This is a genomic window from Janthinobacterium sp. OK676, assembly GCF_900103595.1.
Taxonomy (GTDB): domain Bacteria; phylum Pseudomonadota; class Gammaproteobacteria; order Burkholderiales; family Burkholderiaceae_D; genus Janthinobacterium.
The window spans coordinates 181,951-202,868 of the sequence record NZ_FNHA01000002.1; the positions used below are offsets into that span (position 1 = coordinate 181,951).

Annotated in this window: 17 protein-coding genes; 1 reads left to right on the plus strand and 16 read right to left on the minus strand. The window is 63.4% G+C overall.

What is annotated here, in order from left to right; translation table 11 throughout:
- Positions 1 to 3 precede the first annotated feature (3 nt).
- From BLU39_RS04465 to ndk, 4 genes are all read right to left on the minus strand, one after another.
- Entirely contained in the window at positions 4 to 915 is a 912-nt protein-coding gene (locus BLU39_RS04465; RefSeq protein WP_368087021.1) for a helix-turn-helix domain-containing protein, read from the minus strand.
- 67 nt (positions 916 to 982) lie between these two features.
- Positions 983 to 1,780, minus strand: coding sequence for a type IV pilus biogenesis/stability protein PilW (pilW, locus tag BLU39_RS04470; RefSeq protein ID WP_254788889.1), 798 nt, complete (start codon positions 1,778 to 1,780; stop codon positions 983 to 985).
- 11 nt (positions 1,781 to 1,791) lie between these two features.
- Positions 1,792 to 2,967 (minus strand): dual-specificity RNA methyltransferase RlmN, encoded by a 1,176-nt coding sequence (gene rlmN / locus BLU39_RS04475; protein WP_092710317.1) that lies wholly within the window; start codon positions 2,965 to 2,967, stop codon positions 1,792 to 1,794.
- 128 nt (positions 2,968 to 3,095) lie between these two features.
- On the minus strand, positions 3,096 to 3,512 hold the full coding sequence (gene ndk / locus BLU39_RS04480; protein WP_070223377.1) for a nucleoside-diphosphate kinase: 417 nt from the start codon (positions 3,510 to 3,512) through the stop codon (positions 3,096 to 3,098).
- A gap of 221 nt (positions 3,513 to 3,733) precedes the next feature.
- Between ndk and BLU39_RS04485 the strand changes: the two genes are divergently transcribed.
- Positions 3,734 to 4,420, plus strand: a complete 687-nt coding sequence (locus BLU39_RS04485; protein ID WP_034752039.1) for a Bax inhibitor-1/YccA family protein — start codon at positions 3,734 to 3,736, stop codon at positions 4,418 to 4,420.
- 165 nt (positions 4,421 to 4,585) lie between these two features.
- Here BLU39_RS04485 and BLU39_RS04490 read toward each other — a convergent pair whose 3' ends face one another.
- The 12 genes from BLU39_RS04490 to BLU39_RS04545 form a co-directional block, all read right to left on the minus strand.
- Positions 4,586 to 5,431, minus strand: coding sequence for a LysR family transcriptional regulator (locus BLU39_RS04490; protein WP_092710320.1), 846 nt, complete (start codon positions 5,429 to 5,431; stop codon positions 4,586 to 4,588).
- A 12-nt stretch (positions 5,432 to 5,443) separates the two neighbouring features.
- Positions 5,444 to 6,619 (minus strand): cyclopropane fatty acyl phospholipid synthase, encoded by a 1,176-nt coding sequence (cfa, locus tag BLU39_RS04495; RefSeq protein WP_217635050.1) that lies wholly within the window; start codon positions 6,617 to 6,619, stop codon positions 5,444 to 5,446.
- Positions 6,620 to 6,847: 228 nt separating this feature from the next.
- Positions 6,848 to 7,894: a cupin-like domain-containing protein gene (locus tag BLU39_RS04500; RefSeq protein WP_092710324.1), complete on the minus strand. Its 1,047-nt coding sequence runs from the start codon at positions 7,892 to 7,894 to the stop codon at positions 6,848 to 6,850.
- A 78-nt stretch (positions 7,895 to 7,972) separates the two neighbouring features.
- A complete protein-coding gene (locus tag BLU39_RS04505) occupies positions 7,973 to 9,928 on the minus strand; it encodes a glycosyl hydrolase family 18 protein (RefSeq protein WP_092711276.1) in 1,956 nt (651 codons plus the stop codon).
- A gap of 399 nt (positions 9,929 to 10,327) precedes the next feature.
- Positions 10,328 to 11,671, minus strand: coding sequence for a 23S rRNA (uracil(1939)-C(5))-methyltransferase RlmD (gene rlmD / locus BLU39_RS04510; protein WP_092710328.1), 1,344 nt, complete (start codon positions 11,669 to 11,671; stop codon positions 10,328 to 10,330).
- 132 nt (positions 11,672 to 11,803) lie between these two features.
- Complete coding sequence (gene rpoS / locus BLU39_RS04515) at positions 11,804 to 12,835, minus strand: RNA polymerase sigma factor RpoS (RefSeq protein WP_092710331.1); 1,032 nt, start codon at positions 12,833 to 12,835, stop codon at positions 11,804 to 11,806.
- 8 nt (positions 12,836 to 12,843) lie between these two features.
- On the minus strand, positions 12,844 to 13,761 hold the full coding sequence (locus tag BLU39_RS04520; RefSeq protein ID WP_092710334.1) for a peptidoglycan DD-metalloendopeptidase family protein: 918 nt from the start codon (positions 13,759 to 13,761) through the stop codon (positions 12,844 to 12,846).
- Between the two features lie 42 nt (positions 13,762 to 13,803).
- A complete protein-coding gene (locus BLU39_RS04525; protein ID WP_092710337.1) occupies positions 13,804 to 14,694 on the minus strand; it encodes a protein-L-isoaspartate(D-aspartate) O-methyltransferase in 891 nt (296 codons plus the stop codon).
- A gap of 9 nt (positions 14,695 to 14,703) precedes the next feature.
- The gene (gene surE, locus BLU39_RS04530) at positions 14,704 to 15,441 is read right to left on the minus strand and encodes a 5'/3'-nucleotidase SurE (protein WP_058049368.1); all 738 of its coding nucleotides are present in this window, start codon (positions 15,439 to 15,441) and stop codon (positions 14,704 to 14,706) included.
- 94 nt (positions 15,442 to 15,535) lie between these two features.
- Positions 15,536 to 18,001 (minus strand): tetratricopeptide repeat protein, encoded by a 2,466-nt coding sequence (locus tag BLU39_RS04535; RefSeq protein ID WP_092710340.1) that lies wholly within the window; start codon positions 17,999 to 18,001, stop codon positions 15,536 to 15,538.
- Positions 18,002 to 18,020: 19 nt separating this feature from the next.
- Positions 18,021 to 18,626, minus strand: a complete 606-nt coding sequence (locus tag BLU39_RS04540) for a toll/interleukin-1 receptor domain-containing protein (RefSeq protein WP_034752049.1) — start codon at positions 18,624 to 18,626, stop codon at positions 18,021 to 18,023.
- Positions 18,627 to 18,897: 271 nt separating this feature from the next.
- On the minus strand, positions 18,898 to 20,901 hold the full coding sequence (locus BLU39_RS04545; RefSeq protein WP_092710342.1) for a DNA repair helicase YoaA: 2,004 nt from the start codon (positions 20,899 to 20,901) through the stop codon (positions 18,898 to 18,900).
- Between the last annotated feature and the right edge of the window lie 17 nt (positions 20,902 to 20,918).

Below are 20,918 nucleotides of genomic sequence, written 5' to 3' on the forward strand. Positions count from 1 at the left end.
CAATTATTTGATGCTGACGCGCGAGATCGTGCCGCCGGCAACGGTCGGCAGCTCCAGCTTGGCGCCGCGCAGGGTTGCCTGCACCACACCAGGTTTACCCACCACCAGGGTGGCCGGACCCGTGATATCAAACGTTTCCGTGCTGCCCGCCTTGACCATGCGCGAAATCAGCGGCGTACTGCCGGGGCGGCGGATTTCCACCCAGGAATCCTGCTCCACTTTCAACACGAGCGCATTCGCGCCCACGGCCGGGGCAGCGTCGGCAACGGGCGGCGTGGCGGCGGCGGCCGCTGGCGCGGGGGCTGGCGGCACGGCGGCGGCAGGCACCGAAGCGGCGGCGGATGCCGGCGCGCCCGTCTGCGTATCGTTGCCTGGCGGCGGCGGTACGGAAATCAGGGGCACGGACGGCGTCTGCACGGGCGTCAAGTCCTGGCCCGGCTTGATCAGGGTCGTTTCCACGGGGCCCACTTCCGCGTGCGATGTTTCTTTCCCCGCCTGCGAGGACAGCAGGCTGGCCGGCACATAACCGAGTTTATACGCGCCAAAGGCGGCCGCCACGACGACGGCCACGGCACCGGCGATCCAGAGGGGAGTCTGGTTCGACGAGCGCTGCGTCATCGACGGGAAGCGCGATTCGGAAAACGTGGCGGAAATCTCGCGCCGCACGGGCGCGGCCGGGTCTTGCGCCGGCGCCGGGTGGACTTCGATCATGGCCACCAGCGGCGCCGCGTCGAGACGCACGACCTTGGCGTAGGCGCGCACGAAGCCACGCACCACGGCCAGGTTCGGCAAGGCCGCCATGTCGCCCTCTTCCAGCGCGATCACCTGGCGCGGCGCCAGCTTGAGCTGGTCCGCCACCTGCTCCACAGGCCAGCCCAGCGCTTCGCGCTGCGCCTTCAACTGTGCGCCTGCCAACGCAAGATTGCCCTGGGGCTGCTGCTGAGGCGTTTCTGCCCACTCTGAATTCATTGGTATCCCTGTCTCACTCATCAAACGCCCCATTTTGATAAGCAGCATATTCGGGCGAGCCGGAATGGTGGTTGCGCAAATGCGCCCCCAGGCCAGCTTCCGCACCCGCATCCCCGAGCTTATGCTGCACCTTGATCCCGAGCCACAGCACATCGGCCGTCTGGCTCTCCATTGTTGCTATCTTACCGAGCCGCTGCAAATAATAAGCCGCTTGCCGGTAATCTTGCTGTTGGTAATGCACGCGCACCAGGCCGGCGTTCGTCACTGCCACGTCCGGTGCGATGCGTATGGCGCGCATCAAATATGCGCCCGCACGCGGGTAATCGTTCAAGGCCAGGCTGCAAGCGCCCCCATTGTTGAGCGCTTTTTCCGGCGATACATACGCAGCGTCCGCCAAGGCCGCATCGAAATATGCCAGCGATTGCGCGGCGCGTCCCGTCTGGCACAAAAACAGGCCGTAATTATTGCTCAAGTCGGGATTGTGGGGCGCCAGGCGCAAAGCGTAAAGGAAATCTTTCTCGGCAGACGCAGTTTGCCGCTGTGCCGCCAGGATCAGGGCGCGCACGCCATAGGCTTGCGCATCGCTTGGCGCCAGCTGCACGGCTTGCTGCGCTTCCGCCAGGGCCACGTCGAGCTGGCCTTGCGCATAATAGGCACTGGCCAGCTGCAGCCGCAGCGCGGCGCGTTCCCCTGTATTCGCCTGCCCATCCTGGGGCAAGGCGGCGCCCGCCTCAACGGGAGTGGAAGCACAGCCGACCAGCAGCACGGCCAGGCAGACAGCGGCCACAGCGAGCGAGCGTTGGTAAGCCATGCCTTCCCTCATCAGGAGCGGATCTCCACGATCTTGCCGAAATTGGCGCCAAATTTCTGTTGATACTCGGTCATCTTTTCCATGCGTTCCTGTACCCGCGTGCGGTCCTTGACTTCGCCGGCCAGCTGGCCGCAGGCCGCATCGATATCGTCGCCGCGCGTCTTGCGCACGGTGGTGATGATGCCGCCATCCATCAGCACCTGGGCAAAGGCCTTGATGCGCGGGTTTTTCGAGCGGAACAGGCCCGATTCGGGGAAAGGATTGAATGGAATCAGGTTGAACTTGCAGTTCACGCCGAACTCGCGGTCTTGCACCAGCGCCAGCAGTTCGCGCGCGTGCTCGTCGCTGTCGTTGACGCCGTCGAGCATGCAGTATTCGAACGTGATGAAATCGCGCGGCGCGAATTCCAGGTAGCGCTTGCAGGCCGCCATCAATTCCTTCAGCGGGTATTTCTTGTTCAGTGGAATCAGCCCGTCGCGCAAGGCGTCGTTCGAGGCGTGCAGCGAGACGGCCAGGGCCACCGGCACTTCCTGCGACAGCTTGTCCATCATCGGCACGACGCCCGACGTCGACAGGGTCACGCGGCGGCGCGACAGGCCGTAGGCGTTGTCGTCGAGCATCAATTTCAGGGCCGTGACGGTCGGCTCGAAGTTCAGCAGGGGCTCGCCCATGCCCATCATCACCACGTTGGTAATCTGGCGCTCGCCTTTCGGGCCCGGTTCGATGCCCTTGGTGCGGCGCAATTCGAATTCCGCCATCCACAGCTGGCCGATGATCTCGCCAACACTGAGGTTGCGGTTGAAGCCTTGCTTGCCCGTCGAGCAGAAACGGCAGTTCACGGCGCAGCCGGCCTGGGTCGAGATGCACAGGGTGCCGCGGTTGTCTTCCGGAATGAACACGGTTTCCACGGCATTGCCATTGCCCACGTCGACCAGCCACTTGCGCGTGCCGTCCGTCGACGTATGGTCGCTGATGATGGCCGGGGCGCGCACTTCGGCGCGCGTGGCCAGCTTGTCGCGCAGCGACTTGGCCAGGTCCGTCATGGCGTCGAAGTCGGAGGCGCCGAACTGGTGTATCCAGCGTTGCAATTGTTTCGCACGAAACGGTTTCTCTCCCAACTCGGCGCAGTAAGCGATGAGTTGCGCGGGATCGAGGTCCAGCAAGTTGGTGAGGGTCGTCGTATTCATGATCTTGTCTATTCTAAAAATCCGTCCCCGCGCGCATCCGGAGCGAAAACTCCACAGCGCAGCGGGAACAGGGGGGGGTGATAAGTTATTTCACAGATAACGCCAGGAAATAACGTTATCTAAGGCAATTAAGCCTTCAGTTCTGGGAAGAAGTAAGCGATTTCCACTTTAGCAGCTTCGACGGCGTCGGAACCGTGTACGGCGTTAGCGTCGATCGAATCGGCGAAATCGGCGCGGATCGTGCCTTTTTCTGCTTTCTTCGGATCGGTCGCGCCCATCAGGTCACGGTGGGCCAGAACGGCGTTTTCGCCTTCCAGGGCTTGGATCATGACTGGACCGGAAACCATGAAGTCGACCAGGTCTTTGAAGAAGCCGCGCTCTTTGTGCGCTGCGTAGAAGCCTTCAGCTTGTTCGCGCGACAGTTGGGTCATACGCGCTGCAACGATTTTCAGGCCAGCGTTTTCAAAACGGGTGTAGATTTGACCGATTACGTTTTTTGCAACTGCGTCTGGTTTGATGATCGACAGGGTGCGTTCGATTGCCATGTGTGAAAACTCCAATAAAAAGAAAGGTTTAAAACGGTAAATTGAGAACTCAATCAACCTTTGATTTTACCATACTCCACCCCATATCACCCAGACAGGCAGGGAGCATCTTGCCGCCCCGCACCTGTTTAATGAAATCTTAAGCTGCTTTTTTGGCAAATTCCGGCCCTCATGCTATCCTTGGACAAAGCAGTAATTTGAATTGACAACACGGAGGCACTATGAATCAGAACATGCAACGCACCTTTGATCTGTCGGGGGGCATGCAGCAAGTCCGCCACCAGGTCTTGCGCAACACTTACTGGCTGCTGGCGCTGTCCATGATCCCGACCGTGCTGGGCGCCTTCATCGGCGTGCAAATGCATTTGCCGATGCTGACCGGCGGCATGGGCTTCATCATCTTCATGGCCGTCGCATTCGGCTTCATGTACGCGATTGAAAAGACCAAGAACTCGGGCCTCGGCGTCGCCGTCCTGCTGGGCTTTACCTTCTTCATGGGGCTGATGCTCACGCCTATCCTGACGCGCACGCTCGGCTACTCGAACGGCGGCATGCTGATCATGACGGCATTTGGCGGCACGGCCACCATCCTGGCCGTGATGGCGACGATCGCCACGGTCTCGAAGCGCGACTTCTCGGCCATGGGCAAATGGCTGTTCGCCGGCGTGATCGTGCTGATCCTCGCATCGGTGGCAAACATTTTCCTGGGCCTGTCGGCACTGTCGATCGTGATCTCCATGGTCGCCATCGCCATCTTCTCGGCCTACATCCTGTATGACGTGCAGCAAATCATCAACGGCGGCGAGACCAACTACATCTCGGCCACCCTGCGCATCTACCTGGACGTGTACAACATCTTCACCAGTCTGTTGTCCTTGCTGGGTTTCGCCGGCGGCAGCCGCGACTAAGCGCCAGCGCAAAAACGCCCAGGGCGGCGTTGCAGTGCCTCGCCGTACTAGTCGTACTGTCTTCGGCACCGCGCCTTGCCCTGAACGTTTTATGCGCTGCGCTTATGCGCATGAGCAGGACAAGAAAAGCCGACCCTCGGGTCGGCTTTTTTACGTCCGTCGAACCTACTTGATTCTCTCCGCCACCTCGAGCAGGCAGGCGCGGGCCCGGTCGAGGGTAGGGTTATCGCGCTGGGCAGCATACACGGCGCAGGCGGAATGCGAGAATTCCGGCGCGTCGCGCACGCGGTGCAGCAAGCCCGCATCAAGGTAGGGTTGTGCGCTGCCGATGCGGAAGTAGCTGGCGCCGCCCACTTCCAGCAGGTAGACGAGGGCCAGCGGCCCCAGCGAGATCGACACGGGCGGACTGCTCAGCTCCGGATACGCCGCCTGGTGATTGGCCGCGAAGCTGGGCCCCCAGTCCACGTACACATAGGTATCGGCATGCATCTGCCCATCGGCGCGCGTGGTCACCATCACGAGCTTTTCCTCGGCCAGCAATTCGCTGGCCAGGCCCGGGCGCTGGGGCGGGTTGTACAGCACGGCCAGGTCCAGCGAGCCGTCATGCACGGCGTCGAGCAGGCGCGCGGGACTGTCGACCTCGGCGCGCAAGGCGATCTCGGGACAGTCGCGGCTCATGCGTATCAGCCAGTCGCCCAGCAGCGGCGGCCACAAGCTCAGTTCGCAGCCGATGCTGACGGCGTCGTCGCGCCCCGGCGGCAAGGCCACCTGGTGGCGCGCCCGCTCCCACACCTGCACCATCGTGGCCGCGTGGCGCATGAAGCGCTCGCCGGCCGACGTCAGGCGCGCGCCCGCCTTGTTGCGCACGAAGAGCTGGCGCCCCAGCTGCTGCTCCAGGGTGCGGATGCGGGCGCTGACGGCCGTCTGCGTCACGTGCATGCGTTCGGCGGCCATGATGAAGCTGCCGCAGGACGCCACTTCGAGGAAGGTCCGCGCTTGATTGATATCCATCAGTCCATGATATCAGCTGACACGCTCATACCCTCCCAGCACACCCTGCTTCGACAGCACCCACTGCCACAACTGCAGGTCGCGCGCGCGGAAAGCGCCCGCGCAGGACAGCAGATAATATGACCACATGCGGTGGAAGCGCTCGCCCAACTGGGCGGCAAAGCGTGGCCACGCCCGCTCAACATTGTCATGCCAGGCCATCAGCGTCTTGTCGTAGTCGGCGCCGAAGTTGTGCAAGTCCTCGACAACGAACAGATCGTCCATGGCGTCGCCGATCTGGCCGATCGACGGCAAGTCGCCATTCGGGAAGATGTATTTGTCGATCCACGGATCGCACGTGGAATGGCGCTTGTTTTTGCCTATCGTGTGCAGCAGGAACAGGCCGTCGTCTTCCAGGCAGCGGTGCGCCACTTCCATGAAGGTGCGGTGGTTTTTATGGCCCACGTGCTCGAACATGCCGATGCTGACGATGCGGTCGAATTTTTCATCGGTGTCGCGGTAGTCCTGCAGGCGGAAGTCCAGGTGCCCGCCGCCCGGCATGGCGCGCGCATACGCGGCCTGCTCTTGCGAGATCGTCACGCCCACGCATTGCACCTGGTATTTTTCCGCCGCATAGCGCATGAAGCTGCCCCAGCCGCAGCCGATGTCGAGCACGCGCATGCCCGGTTCCAGCCCGAGCTTGCGGCAGACCAGATCGAGCTTGGCTTCCTGCGCCTCGGCCAGGTTGCCCGCATCCTTCCAGTAGCCGCAGGTATAGGTCATGCGCGGGTCGAGCATGGCCGCATAGAAGGCGTTGCCCAGGTCGTAATGCTCCTTGCCCACCATCCAGGCGCGGCGTTCCGTCTGCAGGTTGAACAGGCGTGCATACAAGGCGTGGAAGGCCAGGCGCATGGGACGCACGTCGTCGGCCACCCGGGCGCGCAGCAGATGGCAAAAGAATTCGTCGAGCTGCTGCGCATCCCAGTCGCCGTCCATGTAGGCCTCGCCCAGGCCCAGGTTGCCGCTGGCGAAGGCGCGCTCCGGCACGCCCGGTTTGCGCAGCTGCATGTCCCAGGCGGCGCGGCCATTCAGATGGATATCGGCCCTGGCCAGCAGTTCGGCCGCTTCGCGTGTCAGCCGCGTGTCGAGCTTGAGTTCGGTACTACCTGCTGGTGCTTGCTGTAACTGCGTCATTTGCTGCGTGTTCATGCCCTGCCGCCTCCAGATGGTTGTCGGTGCTGGCGCCGCGCCAGCCATCAAATTATCCGCCCGCCACCGCCATCTGGATAATGAAACATCATGGCCATTCATATCAAAATAATTGCTGCAAAATGATTTGAATCAATTATTTTATGGAAATATCTTATACAAGAAGCGCGCCGTAGCATGAAAAAAGCCGCCCGTAAGGCGGCTGTTCGCGACACATTTGCAGCGTAATCAAAAGTCGTGATTCGGCGGATACTTGCTATAAAAATCGTTATCCCATTTGAAGTTGGTAAACGCCACCGTCATCGATACGTCGAGCGCTTCGACGAAATGCCAGCAGCCGACAGGCAAAAACAGGATCTCGCCCCGCGCCAGCACACATTCGCGCACCTGCACGTCGGCCATCAGCGGATAGCGCCGCACGTCGATGTCGCGCCCGTCGACGGGCGTAAAACAGTGGCGCTGGTTGTACACGCGCGCCACCTCGCAGGCGGCCATGATGCGCAGGCGCTTGCGCCCTTTCACCTGCGCCATGAAATTGTTCGTCAGGTCGTGGTGGAACGGCGTCACCGTGCCGGCCGGGCCGAACCACAGAAAGCCCGTGGGGCCGCCATCCTGCTTCAGGTATTCGGGCAGCTGGCCGATATCGTCCCACAGCTCGCGCAAGGCTTGCCGGTTTTGCGAATCGTTATTCGCCGTCATGTAGAAATCGTTGGTCGCGCCGCTGCCCTCGACCAGGCTCACGTACTCGCCGAAGGCCATCTTGCGCTTGTGGGCCACGCTGTTCATTTCGTACTGATCGTCCGCCTCGCGGCCGAACTGCACTTCCACTTCGCGCTGCGCGTAATGCGCGCGAAAATAGGCGGGGCTCCACTTGGCCATGGCGGGCCAGTCGTCCATCATGCCCGTGATGATCACGGGCTGGTTGGTGGAGTAATACTCGTCGAGGAATTCCTGCGCCGTCAATTTGTCGCGGCGCGGTATCTCGGGGTCGCGCAGCTGGTTCAGCTTGCGCTGGATATCAATCACCCAGTCGCGCTTGGCCAGGCGGTTCGACAGGCGCACGGCACCGGCCAGATAGGGGCTGTGCAGCGCCAGCTCGATTTCGCGGCGCGCCAGACTTTCCGCGATGCCGGCCTGTTGCAGCACCGGCATCAGCGCCGACGGGTGGCTGCCCAGCATGAGGTTTTCCGCGATCCAGCTGCGCCACTCGCGGCTCAGTTCCTGTTCCGGCTGCTGTTCTTTCTGTTTGACTCCGAATGTCGATACCGCCGCCATCGCCCATCTCCTGTTTTTTTATGTGCACAAGCGGCCGGGCAGCAATGCCGCCCGGCCGCGTCTTGCTCTACTCCAGTGTTACCGCACTTTCCACACCTCGGTCGCCAGCACGCCATTCGCGTCGCCATCGAGTTCCCACGAGAACGCGCCGCGCAAGCCCTGGTCCTTCACATATTTCACCTTGGTGCCGATGACGGTCGGGTCATCGTAGCTCCACCACTGGCCGCCCGCCCCCGTGTACAGGTACAGCTGCTTGGTCACGGGATGGTAGTAGCGCGTGCCGGCCTTGGCGACGAGGATTTTATAGTCCTCGATGCCCGACTCGTAGGTGCCTGGCGCCATGCCCGTGGCGGCCTGGTACAGGCCATCGCCATTCGGCCCCGGCGCCACGCCCGTCCAGCCGCGGCCATAGAACGGTATGCCCAGCAGCAGCTTGTCGCGCGGCACGCCGGCGGCAATCATGTACTGGACCGCCTTGTCGCCCACGTATTCGCGCGCCATGCCCGTCGACGGATCGGCGGGGTCGGCAAACAGCTGGGCGTTGAAGTTGGTGCTCGTTTCCCAGCCGCCGTGGAAGTCGTAGGTCATCAGGTTGATCCAGTCCATGTACTGCGAGTACAGGGCCGGTTCCGTGTTGTCGATCTTGTCCTTGCCCGCGCCGACAGCGGCCGTCAACAGGTAGCGCTTGCCGTTGGCCGCACCCAGCGCATCGAGCTGGCTGCGGAATTCCGCCATCAGCAAGGTGAAGTTGCGCTTGTCGTTCGGGCTGACCGTGTTGTACGGCTGGCCGCCGCCGACCGGATATTCCCAGTCGATGTCGATGCCGTCAAAGATGTTGGCCGCCGCGCCCACGCCACCACGGCCGCCCTGCACCGGCAGGTTGCCCTTGATGTAGATATCGATGCACGAGCGGACCATCTGCTTGCGCAGCGCATCCGTGGCCGAACCGACGGAGAAGTTCTTCGACCAGCTCCAGCCGCCCAACGAGATGAACAGTTTCAGGTTCGGGTGCGCCGCCTTCAGTTTTTTCAGCTGCAGGAAGTTGCCCGACAAGGGAGCATCCCAGGGAATGGCCTGGCCATCGACGGTGCGCTTCGGCGTGCGGATGTAGTCGGCCTCGGCATCGCCGCCCGTGCCCGCATCCGGCGCATTCGGATTCGTCGCGCCCGGCTCCGCCTTCGTGATCATGCCGCATTCATAGCCGCCGTTTTTCGGGTAGATATTGCCGAAGGCGTAGTTGATGAAGGTCAGCTTGTCGGCCACGCCGCTGGAATGCACGTTCGCCACTTCATAGTCGCGGCCATACACGCCCCACTGCGCGAAATAGGAACCGACTTCGCGGCCCGTTGGGGTTGGGGTTGGCGTTGGTGTCGGCGTTGGGGTTGGCGTTGGTGTCGGTGTCGGTGTTGGCGTTGGCGTTGGCGTTGGTGTCGGCGTTGGTGTTGGTGTTGGCGTCGGCGTTGGCGTCGGCGTTGGCGTAGGAGTCGGCGTGGTGCTGCAGATTTCCAGGCTGGTCCATGGCTTGCCCGTGCCGGCGGCGCCACTGCTGGTCGACGGGTTGTCGCCCTGCGTCCAGTAATTGGCGCGGTAATTCGTCCCCGCATAGCTGACGGTGGCGCCCGCGCTGTAAGCCGTGCCGGCCACCCAGGCCAATGCGCACGTGCCGCCGGTTGGCGTCGGTGTCGGGGTAGGCGTTGGGGTCGGAGTTGGATTCGGCGTCGGTGTCGGCGTTGGTGTGGGAGTAGGTGTCGGAGTCGGCGTGGTGCCGCCGTCGCAGGTGCCGCCGGCGCTCCACAGGCTCGGCGTGGAGACAGGGTTCCATCCGGAACCCACGTGATCGGTCTGCGTCACGAGGGCCGTGTAGTTGGCGCCCAGGTAAGTGACGACCGTGCCGGCGTTATACGTGCCGCCCTCCTGCCATGGCACGCACGCGACGACCGTGCTGGCCGCCAGCAATTGCGAGCCGCCCGGGGCGCTGGCGTCGCCGCCACCGCCGCATGCCGCCAGCACGCCGCCGCTGGCCAGACATACCATCATGTTCCTGATTGTTTTTTTAAGTATTAAATTTTCCACGCTGTCTCCTGTTCAGGTTTGCGGAGTGCCACTGTGCTTCGTAAATAACTACCCTGTGATCTTGTTTTTTTGCAGTTGCAAGAACAGCATGCTGCTGAAAAAATAGGCGGTCAAGTGGTTTTAAAGTGGCATCAAAGCGAGCAATACCACTTCGAACAGAAAGCGCTGCGGAAGATGCAGACGGCGTGTTGTCCTACTGGACAATGAAAAAATGGCAGAGGGAGAATGGAAAAAGACGCTGGAACGGGAAAAGACAGACCAGTTTTATAACACGGTGTAAGTGGTATTGGGGGAGTTCGCCGCGCCGCTGAATGCGGCAACGGCGGGTGCCTGCCTGGCCACCCGCCGTGTTTTGAATGCTTATTGCGCCAGATCAAACACGGCCATCGACTCCACGTGCGACGTATGCGGGAACATGTTGACCACGCCCGCCTTGCTCAGCACATAACCGGCTTCCAGCGCCAGGATGCCGGCGTCGCGCGCCAGGGTCGACGGGCTGCACGAGACGTAGACGATGCGTTTCGGCATCAGGGCAGGACGCACTTGCGACAGGCCGACCAGCGCCTGGCACAGGGCCATGGCGCCATCGCGCGGCGGGTCGACGAGGATGCGGTCGAACTTGCCCAGCGCGATCAGGTCGTCCGTCGTCACTTCGAACAGATTGCGCGTCGAGAACGAGGTTTTTTCCGCCAGGCCATTGGCCAAGGCGTTTTCCAGCGCCCGCTCCGTCAGGGTGGTGCTGCCTTCGATGCCGACCACTTCGCTGCCTTGCGTGGCCAGCGGCAAGGTGAAATTGCCCAGGCCACAGAACAGGTCGGCCACGCGGTCCGTCGGCTGCACTTCCAGCAGACGCAGGGCTTTCGACACCAGCACGCGGTTGATGTGATGGTTCACCTGGGTGAAATCGACGGGCTTGAACGGCATCTTGACGCCGAATTCCGGCAGCAGGTAGTGCAATTGCTTGTCGAGCGGATAGAACGGCACGGCCGTTTCCGGGCCTTTCACCTGCAGCCACCATTGCACGCCGTATTCGTCGGCAAAGGCCTTCAGTTTCGTTTCATCGTCCGCCGTCAACGGCGCCATGATGCGCAAGACCATGGCGGTGACGTCTTCGCCGACGGCCAGCTCGATCTGCGGCATCTGGTCGAAAATCGACAGCGAACCGATCAGCGCGCGCAAGGGCAGCAGCATGGCGGAGATGTGCGGCGGCAAGATTTCGCAGCTATCCATGTCGGCAACGAAAGCCGATTTCTTTTCATGGAAGCCCACCAGCACGGCGTCTTTCTTCTTGACGTGGCGCACGGACAGGCGCGCGCGGTAGCGGTAGCCCCACGTCGGGCCGTACATGGGACGCATGATGCTTTGCGGACGCACCTTGCCGATATGCCACAGGTTGTCTTCCAGCACGCGCTGTTTGATCGCCACCTGCGCCGACGGTTCCAGGTGCTGCATCGAGCAGCCGCCGCAATTGTCGAAATGCTTGCACTTGGGCGTCACGCGCATGGACGATTCGCGGTGCAGCGCCGTCATGCGGGCCATTTCCCAGTTCTTCTTTTTCTTGAACGTCACAAAGCTGACGCGCTCGCCCGGCAACGCGCCTTCGACAAACACGACCTTGCCCGGCGAGCCGTCTTCGTTCTCAATATGGCCAACGCCACGGGCGTCCATGTCGAGCGATTTGATTTCGATGATATTTTCTTGCATAGCGATCAATAGGTAAGAGTGGGCCAGGACGCAGGGCCGCGCTGGAACTTGAAAGAATGGGGGACAGGTCAGGCGCCGCGAGCGGGGCGTATGATAGCAGATGCGGCCCCGGAACTACCGGGACCGGGCGTCCTACAATAATGAGTCGCGCACGACGCCGCGCGCCGCCATGGCGCGTTTCAGTTTAATCAGCGCTTCCTGCTGGATCTGGCGCACGCGCTCGCGCGTCACGCCCATTTCCTCGGCCAGGGTTTCCAGGGTGGCCGGGTCGTCGTTGTCGAGGCCGAAACGGCGCATGATGACGACACGCTGCTTGTCGGGCAGCTTGGTCAGCCAGTCGCGCACGAGCACCGTCATTTCATGGTGTTCCGCGCGCGCGTCGGGGCTGTCTTCGCTGGCGCCGGGCAGCATGTCCATCAGCGACGATTGGGGGTCGTTGTCGAGCGGCGCGTCGAGCGAGGTGGCGTGCTCGGACAGGGCCAGGATATCCTGCACCTCTTCCACGGGACGGCCCACGAGATGGGCGATGTCTTCCGCGGTGGCATCCTTGCCATCGTGGTGCTGGGCTTCCAGGTGGTATTTGCCGCGCAAGATCTGGTTCAGTTCGCGCACCATGTGCACGGGCAGGCGCACCGTGCGCGCCTGGTTCATGATGGCGCGCTCGATGCTCTGGCGTATCCACCAGGTGGCGTAGGTCGAGAAACGGAAACCGCGTTCGGGCTCGAACTTGTCGATGGCGCGCATCAGGCCGATGTTGCCCTCCTCGATCATGTCGAGCAAGACCACGCCCCGGTTGATGTAATGCTTGGCGATCGACACGACGAGGCGCAGGTTGTGCTCGATCATGGTTTGCCGGGCTTCGAAATTGCCCTGCTTGGCGAGGGTGGCGTAATGCACCTCTTGCGCCACCGTCAGCAGGGGCCGCGTGCCGATCTGATTCAGATAGTGCTGCGTGGTATCGGTCGACAGCTCCGCCGCCAGCACTTTTTTCAGTTCATCGACACTTTCGACCAGCACGCTGACGCTGGCCACCTCGCCGCCCTCGCCCGCCTCGACGGCGTCAATGCCGTCGAGCTCGCCGACATCGTCCGTCACGACTTCGTCTGCCCCGTCTTCCGGCAGTTCCGGGTCATCGTCCAGCTGGTCGTGCGGCGCGTGTGTCATTGCTTTACCTAACGGTTAGGCAGGAATTTCGAAGGGTCGACGGGCTTGCCCTGCTGGCGGATTTCAAAGTGCAGCTTCACGCGGTCGGCATCGGAATCGCCCATTTCGGCGATGGCCTGGCCTTTGTTGACGTTCTGCCCTTCCTTCACCAGGATGCTGCGGTTATGCGCATACGCCGACAATAAACTATTACTGTGCTTCACGATGACAAGATTACCATAACCACGGATTCCGCTCCCGGCATACATGACTTTTCCCGCTCCGGCGGCCACCACTTGCTGGCCCGCCTTGCCTGCGATATCGACGCCCTTGTTCTTGCCTTCGTCGAAAGTGCCGATGACCTTGCCTTCGGAAGGCCACATCCAGCTGATCTTGTCTTCGCCAGGCGCCGATGCGGTCGGGGCTGCCGCGGCGGCGGCCGGGGCGGCGGCGGCGACTGCTGCCGGTGCCGGCGCAGGCTTGGCGTCGCTGGTGCCGCCATCGGCGCGCAGTTCGGCCAGGGCGGCGTCGGAATAGGCGCGCTTCTCGCCGCGCGGGCCCGTTTTCTTCGGCACGACAGGCGCGGCCGGCTTGATTTCCGTCGATGGCGGCATGACGATGGCCGACGTTTGCGCGCCGCCCGTGTCGCCGGTCGGCGGCAGCACGCGCAATACCTGGTCGACCTTGATGTCGTTCGGGTTGCTCAAGTCGTTCCAGGCCACCAGGTCGCGGTAGTTCTGGCCGTGCTCGAGGGCGATGCGCAACAGGGTGTCGCCGCGCTTGACGGTGTAATAGGCCGGGTCGCGGTCGCGCGGATCGCTGGCGGCGGCACTGCTGCTCGTTGGGTGGCGCTCCACGACGGGCGCCTGGACGCCTGTAGTGCCGCAACCGCTCAACAGCGCGGCCAAGGTGATGCTACATAGAAGTATGTTACTTTTCTTAATCATTCGCATGTAATTGTATGTCCTGCTTGCTAGCTGATCCGGGGATCATATGGTGCCCGGGCGCAAAGGCACGAAATGGCAATCTTCCAGGGTCTGGCTGGTCCATTCCATTTTCCCCACCCGGGTAATGAGTTGTAAGTGTTGCAATTTAGCCCCCACCGGCGCAACCAGACGCCCGCCGGGCGCCAGCTGTTCCAGCAAGGCTTGCGGGACTTCCAGGCCGGCTGCGGCAAGGATGATCCCGTCGAAGGGCGCCGCCTGCGGCAGGCCAAGCATACCATCTCCGTACTGCAAGCGCAGATTCGACACGCGCAGCGGGCGCAAATTCGCCTTCGCCAGCTCGTGCAGAGGCCGGATGCGCTCGATCGAATACACCTCTTTCGCCACCAGCGACAGCACCGCGGCCTGGTAGCCGCAACCGGTGCCGATTTCCAGCACGCGCTGCAGATTGCCGCCCTGACGCATCACTTCGATCATGCGCGCCACGATGTACGGCTGCGAAATGGTCTGGTGGTGGCCGATGGGCAAGGAGGCGTCGATATACGCCTGCGACGCCAGCGCCTCGTCCATGAACATGTGGCGCGGCACGGCTTGCAGGGCGTCGAGCACGACCTGGTCCTTGACGCCCTGCTTCGCCACGCGGGCCACCATGGCCCGGCGCACGGCTTCCGAGACGAGCGGGTTTTGCCGCGGCGGCGCCACCACGGCCGGCTGCGCCCGCTCATTGGCGATGGCTTGCGCGCGCGACGGCGCGATGGCCGCGTGCGCGCCATACGGCTGCGCCACGCCGCGCGCCGCGTTCTGCGCCGCATTCTGCGTGGCCGTCTGCGGCGTGGCGATCCGGGACTGGGCCAGCGACTGCCCCCCGCCCTGCCTGGCGGGCTTGCCGGCCAGCGAATCGAGGGAAAGAGGGAAGGTACGCGGCTTGTCAGTCATAGTGAGCGCTCATGCCAGGCCTTTTGCCAGCGCATCGAGTTGGGTGGTATGGGTCAGGTCGATCTGCAGCGGCGTGATCGATACTTTTCCATGTTCAACGGCATGGAAATCCGTGCCCGGACCGCCTTCCTTGGCCGCGCCGGCGGGACCGATCCAGAAGATTTCACGGCCACGCGGGTCGAGCGCGCGGATGACGGGCTCGGCCGAATGGCGCTTGCCCAGGCGCGTGGCCGCCATGCCTTGCAATTGCTCGTAAGGGATGGCCGGGATGTTCACGTTCAGCAAATACGGTTTTTGCAGGGCGTCGAACTGGCGCTCGACGATTTCCCTGGCCACGCGGGCGGCCGCGTCCAGGTTGGCCCAGCCGAACTGCGACTGGGAAAAGGCGATGGCGGGAATGCCGAACAGATAGCCTTCCGTGGCGGCAGCCACCGTGCCCGAATACAGGGTGTCGTCGCCCATGTTGGGGCCGTTGTTGATGCCGGACACCACCAGGTCGGGGCGCTCGATGAGCATGCCCGTCAGCGCCACGTGCACGCAGTCGGTGGGCGTGCCGTTGACAAAATAAAAGCCGTTGGCCGCCTTGTGCACGGACAAGGGCCGGTCCAGGGACAGCGAATTGGATGCGCCCGAACGGTTGCTGTCGGGCGCCACCACGACGATGTCGGCGATGGGCGCGAGTGCGTCGGCCAGGGCTGCCAGGCCTGGCGCCAGGTAACCGTCGTCGTTACTGATAAGAATTCTCATAACGAGATTTTACCTGAAGCAATGCCCACACTGCGCATGCCGCACACCGATAAGCAGCATTTTTTGTGCTGCCGTGCGGACATGGCGCGCAGCCTCAGCGCTGCTCGATGCGCGCTTCCGACAACGCTCCTTCCAGCGCCTGCACTTCATCTTCCTGCAAGGCCAGCAAGGCATTCAGGTCGCCTTGCAACTTGTACATTCTTTTCAGCTGCGCCATGCCGCGCCGGCGCAGCTTGCCCGGCACACCGGGGCGCAGCAGGCAGGACTTCAAATGTTCGGCCAGTTCGCCCGCCTGCGCATACTGTTCCCGTTCGATCATGCCTTGCAACATCGAGACCATGCTGCCCAGGGTGTCCGGTTCGGCCACGTCGTGTCCGCTGGCGCGGCCGGCCAGGATGGTTTCCTGCAAATGCCGCGCGCCGTCCAGCACGCTGTCCGCATGCCCCGTGACGGGCGCATTCAACAGCCGGTCGCTGCCGCTGAGCACGGCGTCTTCCAGCATGCGCGCCGCCTCGCTGTCGCCCTGCTGCTGCAAGGTACCGGCCAGCTGCTTCTTGCTGTGCAAGGTGTCGAGGTGGTCTTCGCCCAGCAGGCGCGCATGCACTTCCAGCACCTGCTCCTGCACGCTGCGCGCCGCATCGAGCTCGCCGCGCCGCAGCAGCGCCTCGGCCAGCTTGCGCTGGCTCATCAGGGTTTCCGGATGGTCGAGCCCGTGCGTGCGTTCGCGCGCCGCCACCTGGTCTTCGTGCAGCTGGCGCGCGCCGGCCCAGTCGCCCTGCCCTGCCACGATGTCGGCCAGCAAGTCGCGCGTGGCCAGGGTGGCCGCATGGTCGCCGCCCAGGCGCCGCTCCTGCGCCTGCAGCACGGCAACGAGCAGGCGCCGCGCGCCTTCCAGGTCGCCTTCGCGCCCCAGCGCCTGCGCCAGGGCCAGCTTGCTGCGCAAGGTATCGCCATGCTCGGCGCCAAACAGGCGCTCGCGCGCCGCCACCACCGTGCCCAGCACTTGCTGCGCCTGCGCCAGCCGGCCCATGCGCAGCAAGGTGGCCGCGCGGCCATCCATCGCTTCCAGGGTCAGCGGATGCTCGCCGCCCAGCTGGCGCGTATAGGTGGCCAGCACCGCATCCTGCAGCAGCAGCGCCGCCGCCAGTTCGCCCTGCAGCAACAGGGTTTGCGCCAGGCAGGCGCGGGCGGCCAGGGTGTCGGGATGCTCGCTGCCCAGCACGCGCTCGCGCACGTCGAGCACGTCTTCTTCCAGGAAGCGGGCTTCATCGAACTTGCCCAGCTGGCGCAACAGGCGCGCCATGCCGCTCTTGCACGCCAGGCTGTCGGGATGCTCCTCACCCAGCAGGCGCACGCGGATCTCGACGCTCTGGCGAAAGGCATCGAGCGCCTGGGCGCTGCGCCCATCCTTGCGGTACAGCTCGCCCAAACGGGCCAGGTCGCGCGCCAGCGGCAAGGCCACGGCGCGGCCCGGCTCGGCCAGCAAGGCCTGGCGCGCTTCGCTGATGGCGCCCAGCAAGGCGATTTCACGGCTCGACTGCCATGGGAAGTAGCCGCCCGTCAACCAGTGCAAAAACGCTTCGAAGGTGCGCGTGAGGGAAAAGCGGTCGCCGCCCTGGTCGATGCGCACGGCCAATTGCTCGCCATAGGCAAAGGTTTTCGTCTGCTGCAGCTGAACTTCGTCGAAATAGCTGTCGAGGGCGATCTGCGGCAAGCCGTAGGAAGTGCGCAGCAGGCGCTCGAACATGGGCTGGAAGCCGGCGATGCCCTTGTGTACATCGCCGCGGCGCCACTCGGCGCGCTGCGCCCCATCGCCCATCTCTATGCGCGAGGGCAAGGGGTAGACGAGCAGCGGGCGCTGTTCGTCTTCATGGCTGCGGCGATACTCGATCGCCCGCGTGACGAGCGCGTCAACGCCCTCCAGGCTTTGCCGGTTCGGCGTGAAGACCACCACCAGCTTTTTCGGCAGCAAGGTGGTGCAGATGCCGGCGCTGTCCGTGCGGCCCGTGCGCGAATCGACGAGCACGTAGCGGAAATGCTGGGCCAGGGTATCGGCGAAGCAGCGGAACAGGGCCGGGCACGTGTCGAACAGCTGATCCCAGCGCATCTGCGCCAGGCGCTCGCTGTAGCTGGCGTCGAAGCGTCCCGCGCGCATCAGGTACAGCGGACTGCCCTGGTCGACGCGCACCACGTACTGCTGCCAGTCGATGGCGTCGAGCACGCGCTGCGCCAGCGCCGCATCTTCGCGCCCGCCGCCCTGCCCGCCGGCGCGCGTGCCCGCCGTTTCCAGGCTGATGCGTTCGAGCTGCTGGCGACACGCCTCGAAGAACTCGAGCACGCCCGGTCGCTCCTCGTGCTGCTCGAAATAATGGTGCAGGCCCGGCGCTTCCATGTCCCAGTCCAGCATCAGCACGGGCACGCTGGCGTTTTCACGGCGCGCCAGCAGGACGGCGATGTTCGACAGAGCCATGGTGCGGCCGGTGCCGCCCTTGTAGGAATAGAAGGTGACGACTTCGCCAGGGGCGCTCAAAGGCGGCAGGGAGAGGCGTTGGCATTCCATGACAGGACCTTTTACGTGATTAACGCGGAAAGTGGGGAGGCGGAATGGCGCGCCATTCCGGTGGAATATCGGGCAACACGAAACGGCTGCAATCGTGGCCGGGCGGTGTCGACCGCTTGAGCAAGTGGTAATGCGTGGCGATGCGCTGCACGATGCGTTCGATGTCGGGCAGATATTGGGGGTTCGATTTCAGGTCGCCGCTGGCCAGGGTATAGCCGGAAAAATCGACGTACAGTCCCGATTCCGTGATTTGCGGCGGCAAGCCGTCCGGATGGCGCGTCATGATGATGGGGATGATCAGGTGGCTGGGCAGTTCATACCAGGCGCGCCGCTCCTGCTCGATCAGCTGCATGGCGGCAAATTCACGCCGCGTGTAGCCGTGCGCTTCATATTTGGGCGTGTACAGCACGATCATGCAGACGCTCTGGCACATGGCGCGCGCCACGCGCAGGTCGATATCGTCGCCGCCGCCCAGTTGCTCGCTGTCGATGAACAGGACTTCCTCGCGGTCCAGGTGCGGTTCCAGATAGCACGCCAGCGCCTCGATGAGGTCATTCTTGAACTTGTTCATGAACGCATATTGGCCGTGTGCATAACTCAAGAAACAGCCGTAGCGGATCTCCATGGCATCCCCCTGTTCCCCGTGCGGCCCTGCCATCGCCGCGCCTTGGTCCTGCAAGGCATGGGCTCACTGTAGACTGCCCGGCAACAGCCCTATTTGCGCTGGCGCAAAGATGTGTCTGGCGTCCTGGACATGCGTCACAATGCCAGAAACTGGCGCGATCGCGCCGCTTGCTGGCATACCGGGCGCGCAAGCGGGCGCCGCGCGAAAAACGCTACTCGCTTGATAACAAAGGGAAATATGCCGGCGCGCGGATGGCGCCGGCAAGCTGAATTTAAGCGCCCTTGGCGGGCAGGTTGCGGAAGAACTCCACCACTTCGGCGGTATCGCGCGTGCGCTTGAACGGCGGCAGGCTTTGCCAGATGCGCTTGCCATACGGCTTGGAAATGAGGCGCGGATCGCAAATCATCAGGACACCCCGGTCGCCCTCGTCGCGGATCAGGCGGCCCGCGCCCTGCTTCAGGTTGATGATCGCTTCCGGCAGCGAATGGTGCATGAAACCATTCTTGCCCTGCTTTTCCATCACTTCGATGCGGGCCGCCAGCACGGGATCGTCGGGCGGCGCGAACGGCAGCTTGTCGATGATGACGAGCGACAAGGCATCGCCGCGCACGTCGACGCCTTCCCAGAAGCTCTGGCTACCGATCAGCACGCCATTGCCGGCCGCGCGGAACTGGTCGAGCAATTCCGTACGGCCCCGGTCGCCCTGCACGAACAGGGGGAAGTTCAAACCGCGCTGCTTGAATTCGTCGGCCAGGCGTTCGGCCGCGCGCTTGACGGCACGCAAGGTCGTGCACAGGAAGAAGGTGCGCCCGCCCGCCGCCTCGATGATGGGCAGGGCGCAGTCGATGACGGCGTCCGTGTAGCCGAGCGAGTTCGGCTGCGGCAGGTTTTGCGGCACGAACAGCAAGCCTTGCTGGCCATAGTCGAAGGGACTTGGCCACGTATGCGACGGCTCGCCCGTCAGGCCCATCTGTTCGGAAAAATGCTTGAAGTCGTTTTTCACGGCCAGGGTGGCGGACGTGAAAATCCAGCTGCGCGGCGTGCCTTCGCGCTGGTTGTTGAAGATCGGCGCGATCGACAGCGGCGTCTTGTGCAATTGCAGGGAGCTGGAAAACGCTTCCACCCAGAACACGGCTTCTTCGCCGGCCGCCACTTTCGCCTTCGGATCGAACTTCCAGCCGCTCAGCTGCTGCGCCAGCTCGACGCCGCGCACGCGGCACTGCTCCAGCGTTTCCGCCCGTTCCGCCTGGGTTTCCAGCACGGCCACCATGCCGTCGAGCTCATCCTTGAGCGTATCGAGCGCGGGGAAAAAGTCGCTCGACGGGGCGATCTGCGGCAGGGACATGCGCACGATATCTTGCGGGAAGGTCAAACGCAGGTCGCGCGCCGCCTTTTCCACCACCGTGACGGTCTTGGCCCAGTCGATGCCGCGCGCGTGCGCGAGGCCCTCGGCCAGCACGTCGCGGCACAGTTCCAGGATTTGCGAGGTCGACACCGTGTTACCGAAGAACAAGGTCGCCGTATCGGGCAGCTGGTGCGCCTCATCGAAGATGATGGTATTGGCCGACGGCAGCAATTCCGCCACGCCCGTGTCTTTCAGGGCCACGTCGGCAAAGAACAGGTGATGGTTGACCACCACGACGTCTGCCTGCTGGGCTTCCTTGCGGGCCTTCATGACGAAGCAATCCTGGTAATACTGGCACTCGGCGCCCATGCAGGTGTCGCGCGTGGACGTCACCAGGTTCCAGATCATGGCGTTTTCAGGCACCTTGGCCAGCTCGGCCTTGTCGCCGGAACTGGTCATCTTGATGAAGCGCGAAATTTCCCGCAAATGGCCCACGTCGTCGCGCGACGTCATGCGGCCATTCTGCAGCGTGCGTTCCAGGTGGTAATGGCAGACGTAGTTCGAGCGGCCCTTGAGCAAGGCGACGGAAACGGGCGCCTGCAGCGCGGCGCGCACGGTGGGGATATCGCGCAGGAACAATTGATCCTGCAAGTTCTTCGTGCCGGTGGAGACAATGGTCTTGCCGCCCCACATCAGGGCCGGCACCAGGTAGGCGAAGGTTTTACCGGTGCCCGTGCCCGCCTCGGCGATCAGGGTCGTCTGGCTGTCGATGGCGCTGGCGATGGCTTTCGCCATTTCCGTTTGCGAACGGCGCGGCTTGTAGCTGCCCACGGCCGGACCGAGCGGGCCGCCGGCGCCGAACAGGCGCTCGATGTCGGCATCGTGCTTGCCGGGCGCCGCCTGCGGTTCGGCTGGCACATCGGCTGGCAAGGCAGCAGGCTGGCCAT

Coding starts and splice junctions, on each gene's coding strand:
- rlmD (WP_092710328.1), bottom strand. CDS start 11,671: ATGCAAGAAAATATCATCGAAATCAAATCGCTCGACATGGACGCCCGT.
- pilW (WP_254788889.1), bottom strand. CDS start 1,780: ATGGCTTACCAACGCTCGCTCGCTGTGGCCGCTGTCTGCCTGGCCGTG.
- BLU39_RS04500 (WP_092710324.1), bottom strand. CDS start 7,894: ATGGCGGCGGTATCGACATTCGGAGTCAAACAGAAAGAACAGCAGCCG.
- rpoS (WP_092710331.1), bottom strand. CDS start 12,835: ATGACACACGCGCCGCACGACCAGCTGGACGATGACCCGGAACTGCCG.
- BLU39_RS04535 (WP_092710340.1), bottom strand. CDS start 18,001: ATGGAATGCCAACGCCTCTCCCTGCCGCCTTTGAGCGCCCCTGGCGAA.
- rlmN (WP_092710317.1), bottom strand. CDS start 2,967: ATGAATACGACGACCCTCACCAACTTGCTGGACCTCGATCCCGCGCAA.
- BLU39_RS04520 (WP_092710334.1), bottom strand. CDS start 13,761: ATGATTAAGAAAAGTAACATACTTCTATGTAGCATCACCTTGGCCGCG.
- surE (WP_058049368.1), bottom strand. CDS start 15,441: ATGAGAATTCTTATCAGTAACGACGACGGTTACCTGGCGCCAGGCCTG.
- BLU39_RS04540 (WP_034752049.1), bottom strand. CDS start 18,626: ATGGAGATCCGCTACGGCTGTTTCTTGAGTTATGCACACGGCCAATAT.
- BLU39_RS04485 (WP_034752039.1), top strand. CDS start 3,734: ATGAATCAGAACATGCAACGCACCTTTGATCTGTCGGGGGGCATGCAG.
- BLU39_RS04525 (WP_092710337.1), bottom strand. CDS start 14,694: ATGACTGACAAGCCGCGTACCTTCCCTCTTTCCCTCGATTCGCTGGCC.
- ndk (WP_070223377.1), bottom strand. CDS start 3,512: ATGGCAATCGAACGCACCCTGTCGATCATCAAACCAGACGCAGTTGCA.
- BLU39_RS04505 (WP_092711276.1), bottom strand. CDS start 9,928: ATGGTATGTCTGGCCAGCGGCGGCGTGCTGGCGGCATGCGGCGGTGGC.
- cfa (WP_217635050.1), bottom strand. CDS start 6,619: ATGAACACGCAGCAAATGACGCAGTTACAGCAAGCACCAGCAGGTAGT.
- BLU39_RS04490 (WP_092710320.1), bottom strand. CDS start 5,431: ATGGATATCAATCAAGCGCGGACCTTCCTCGAAGTGGCGTCCTGCGGC.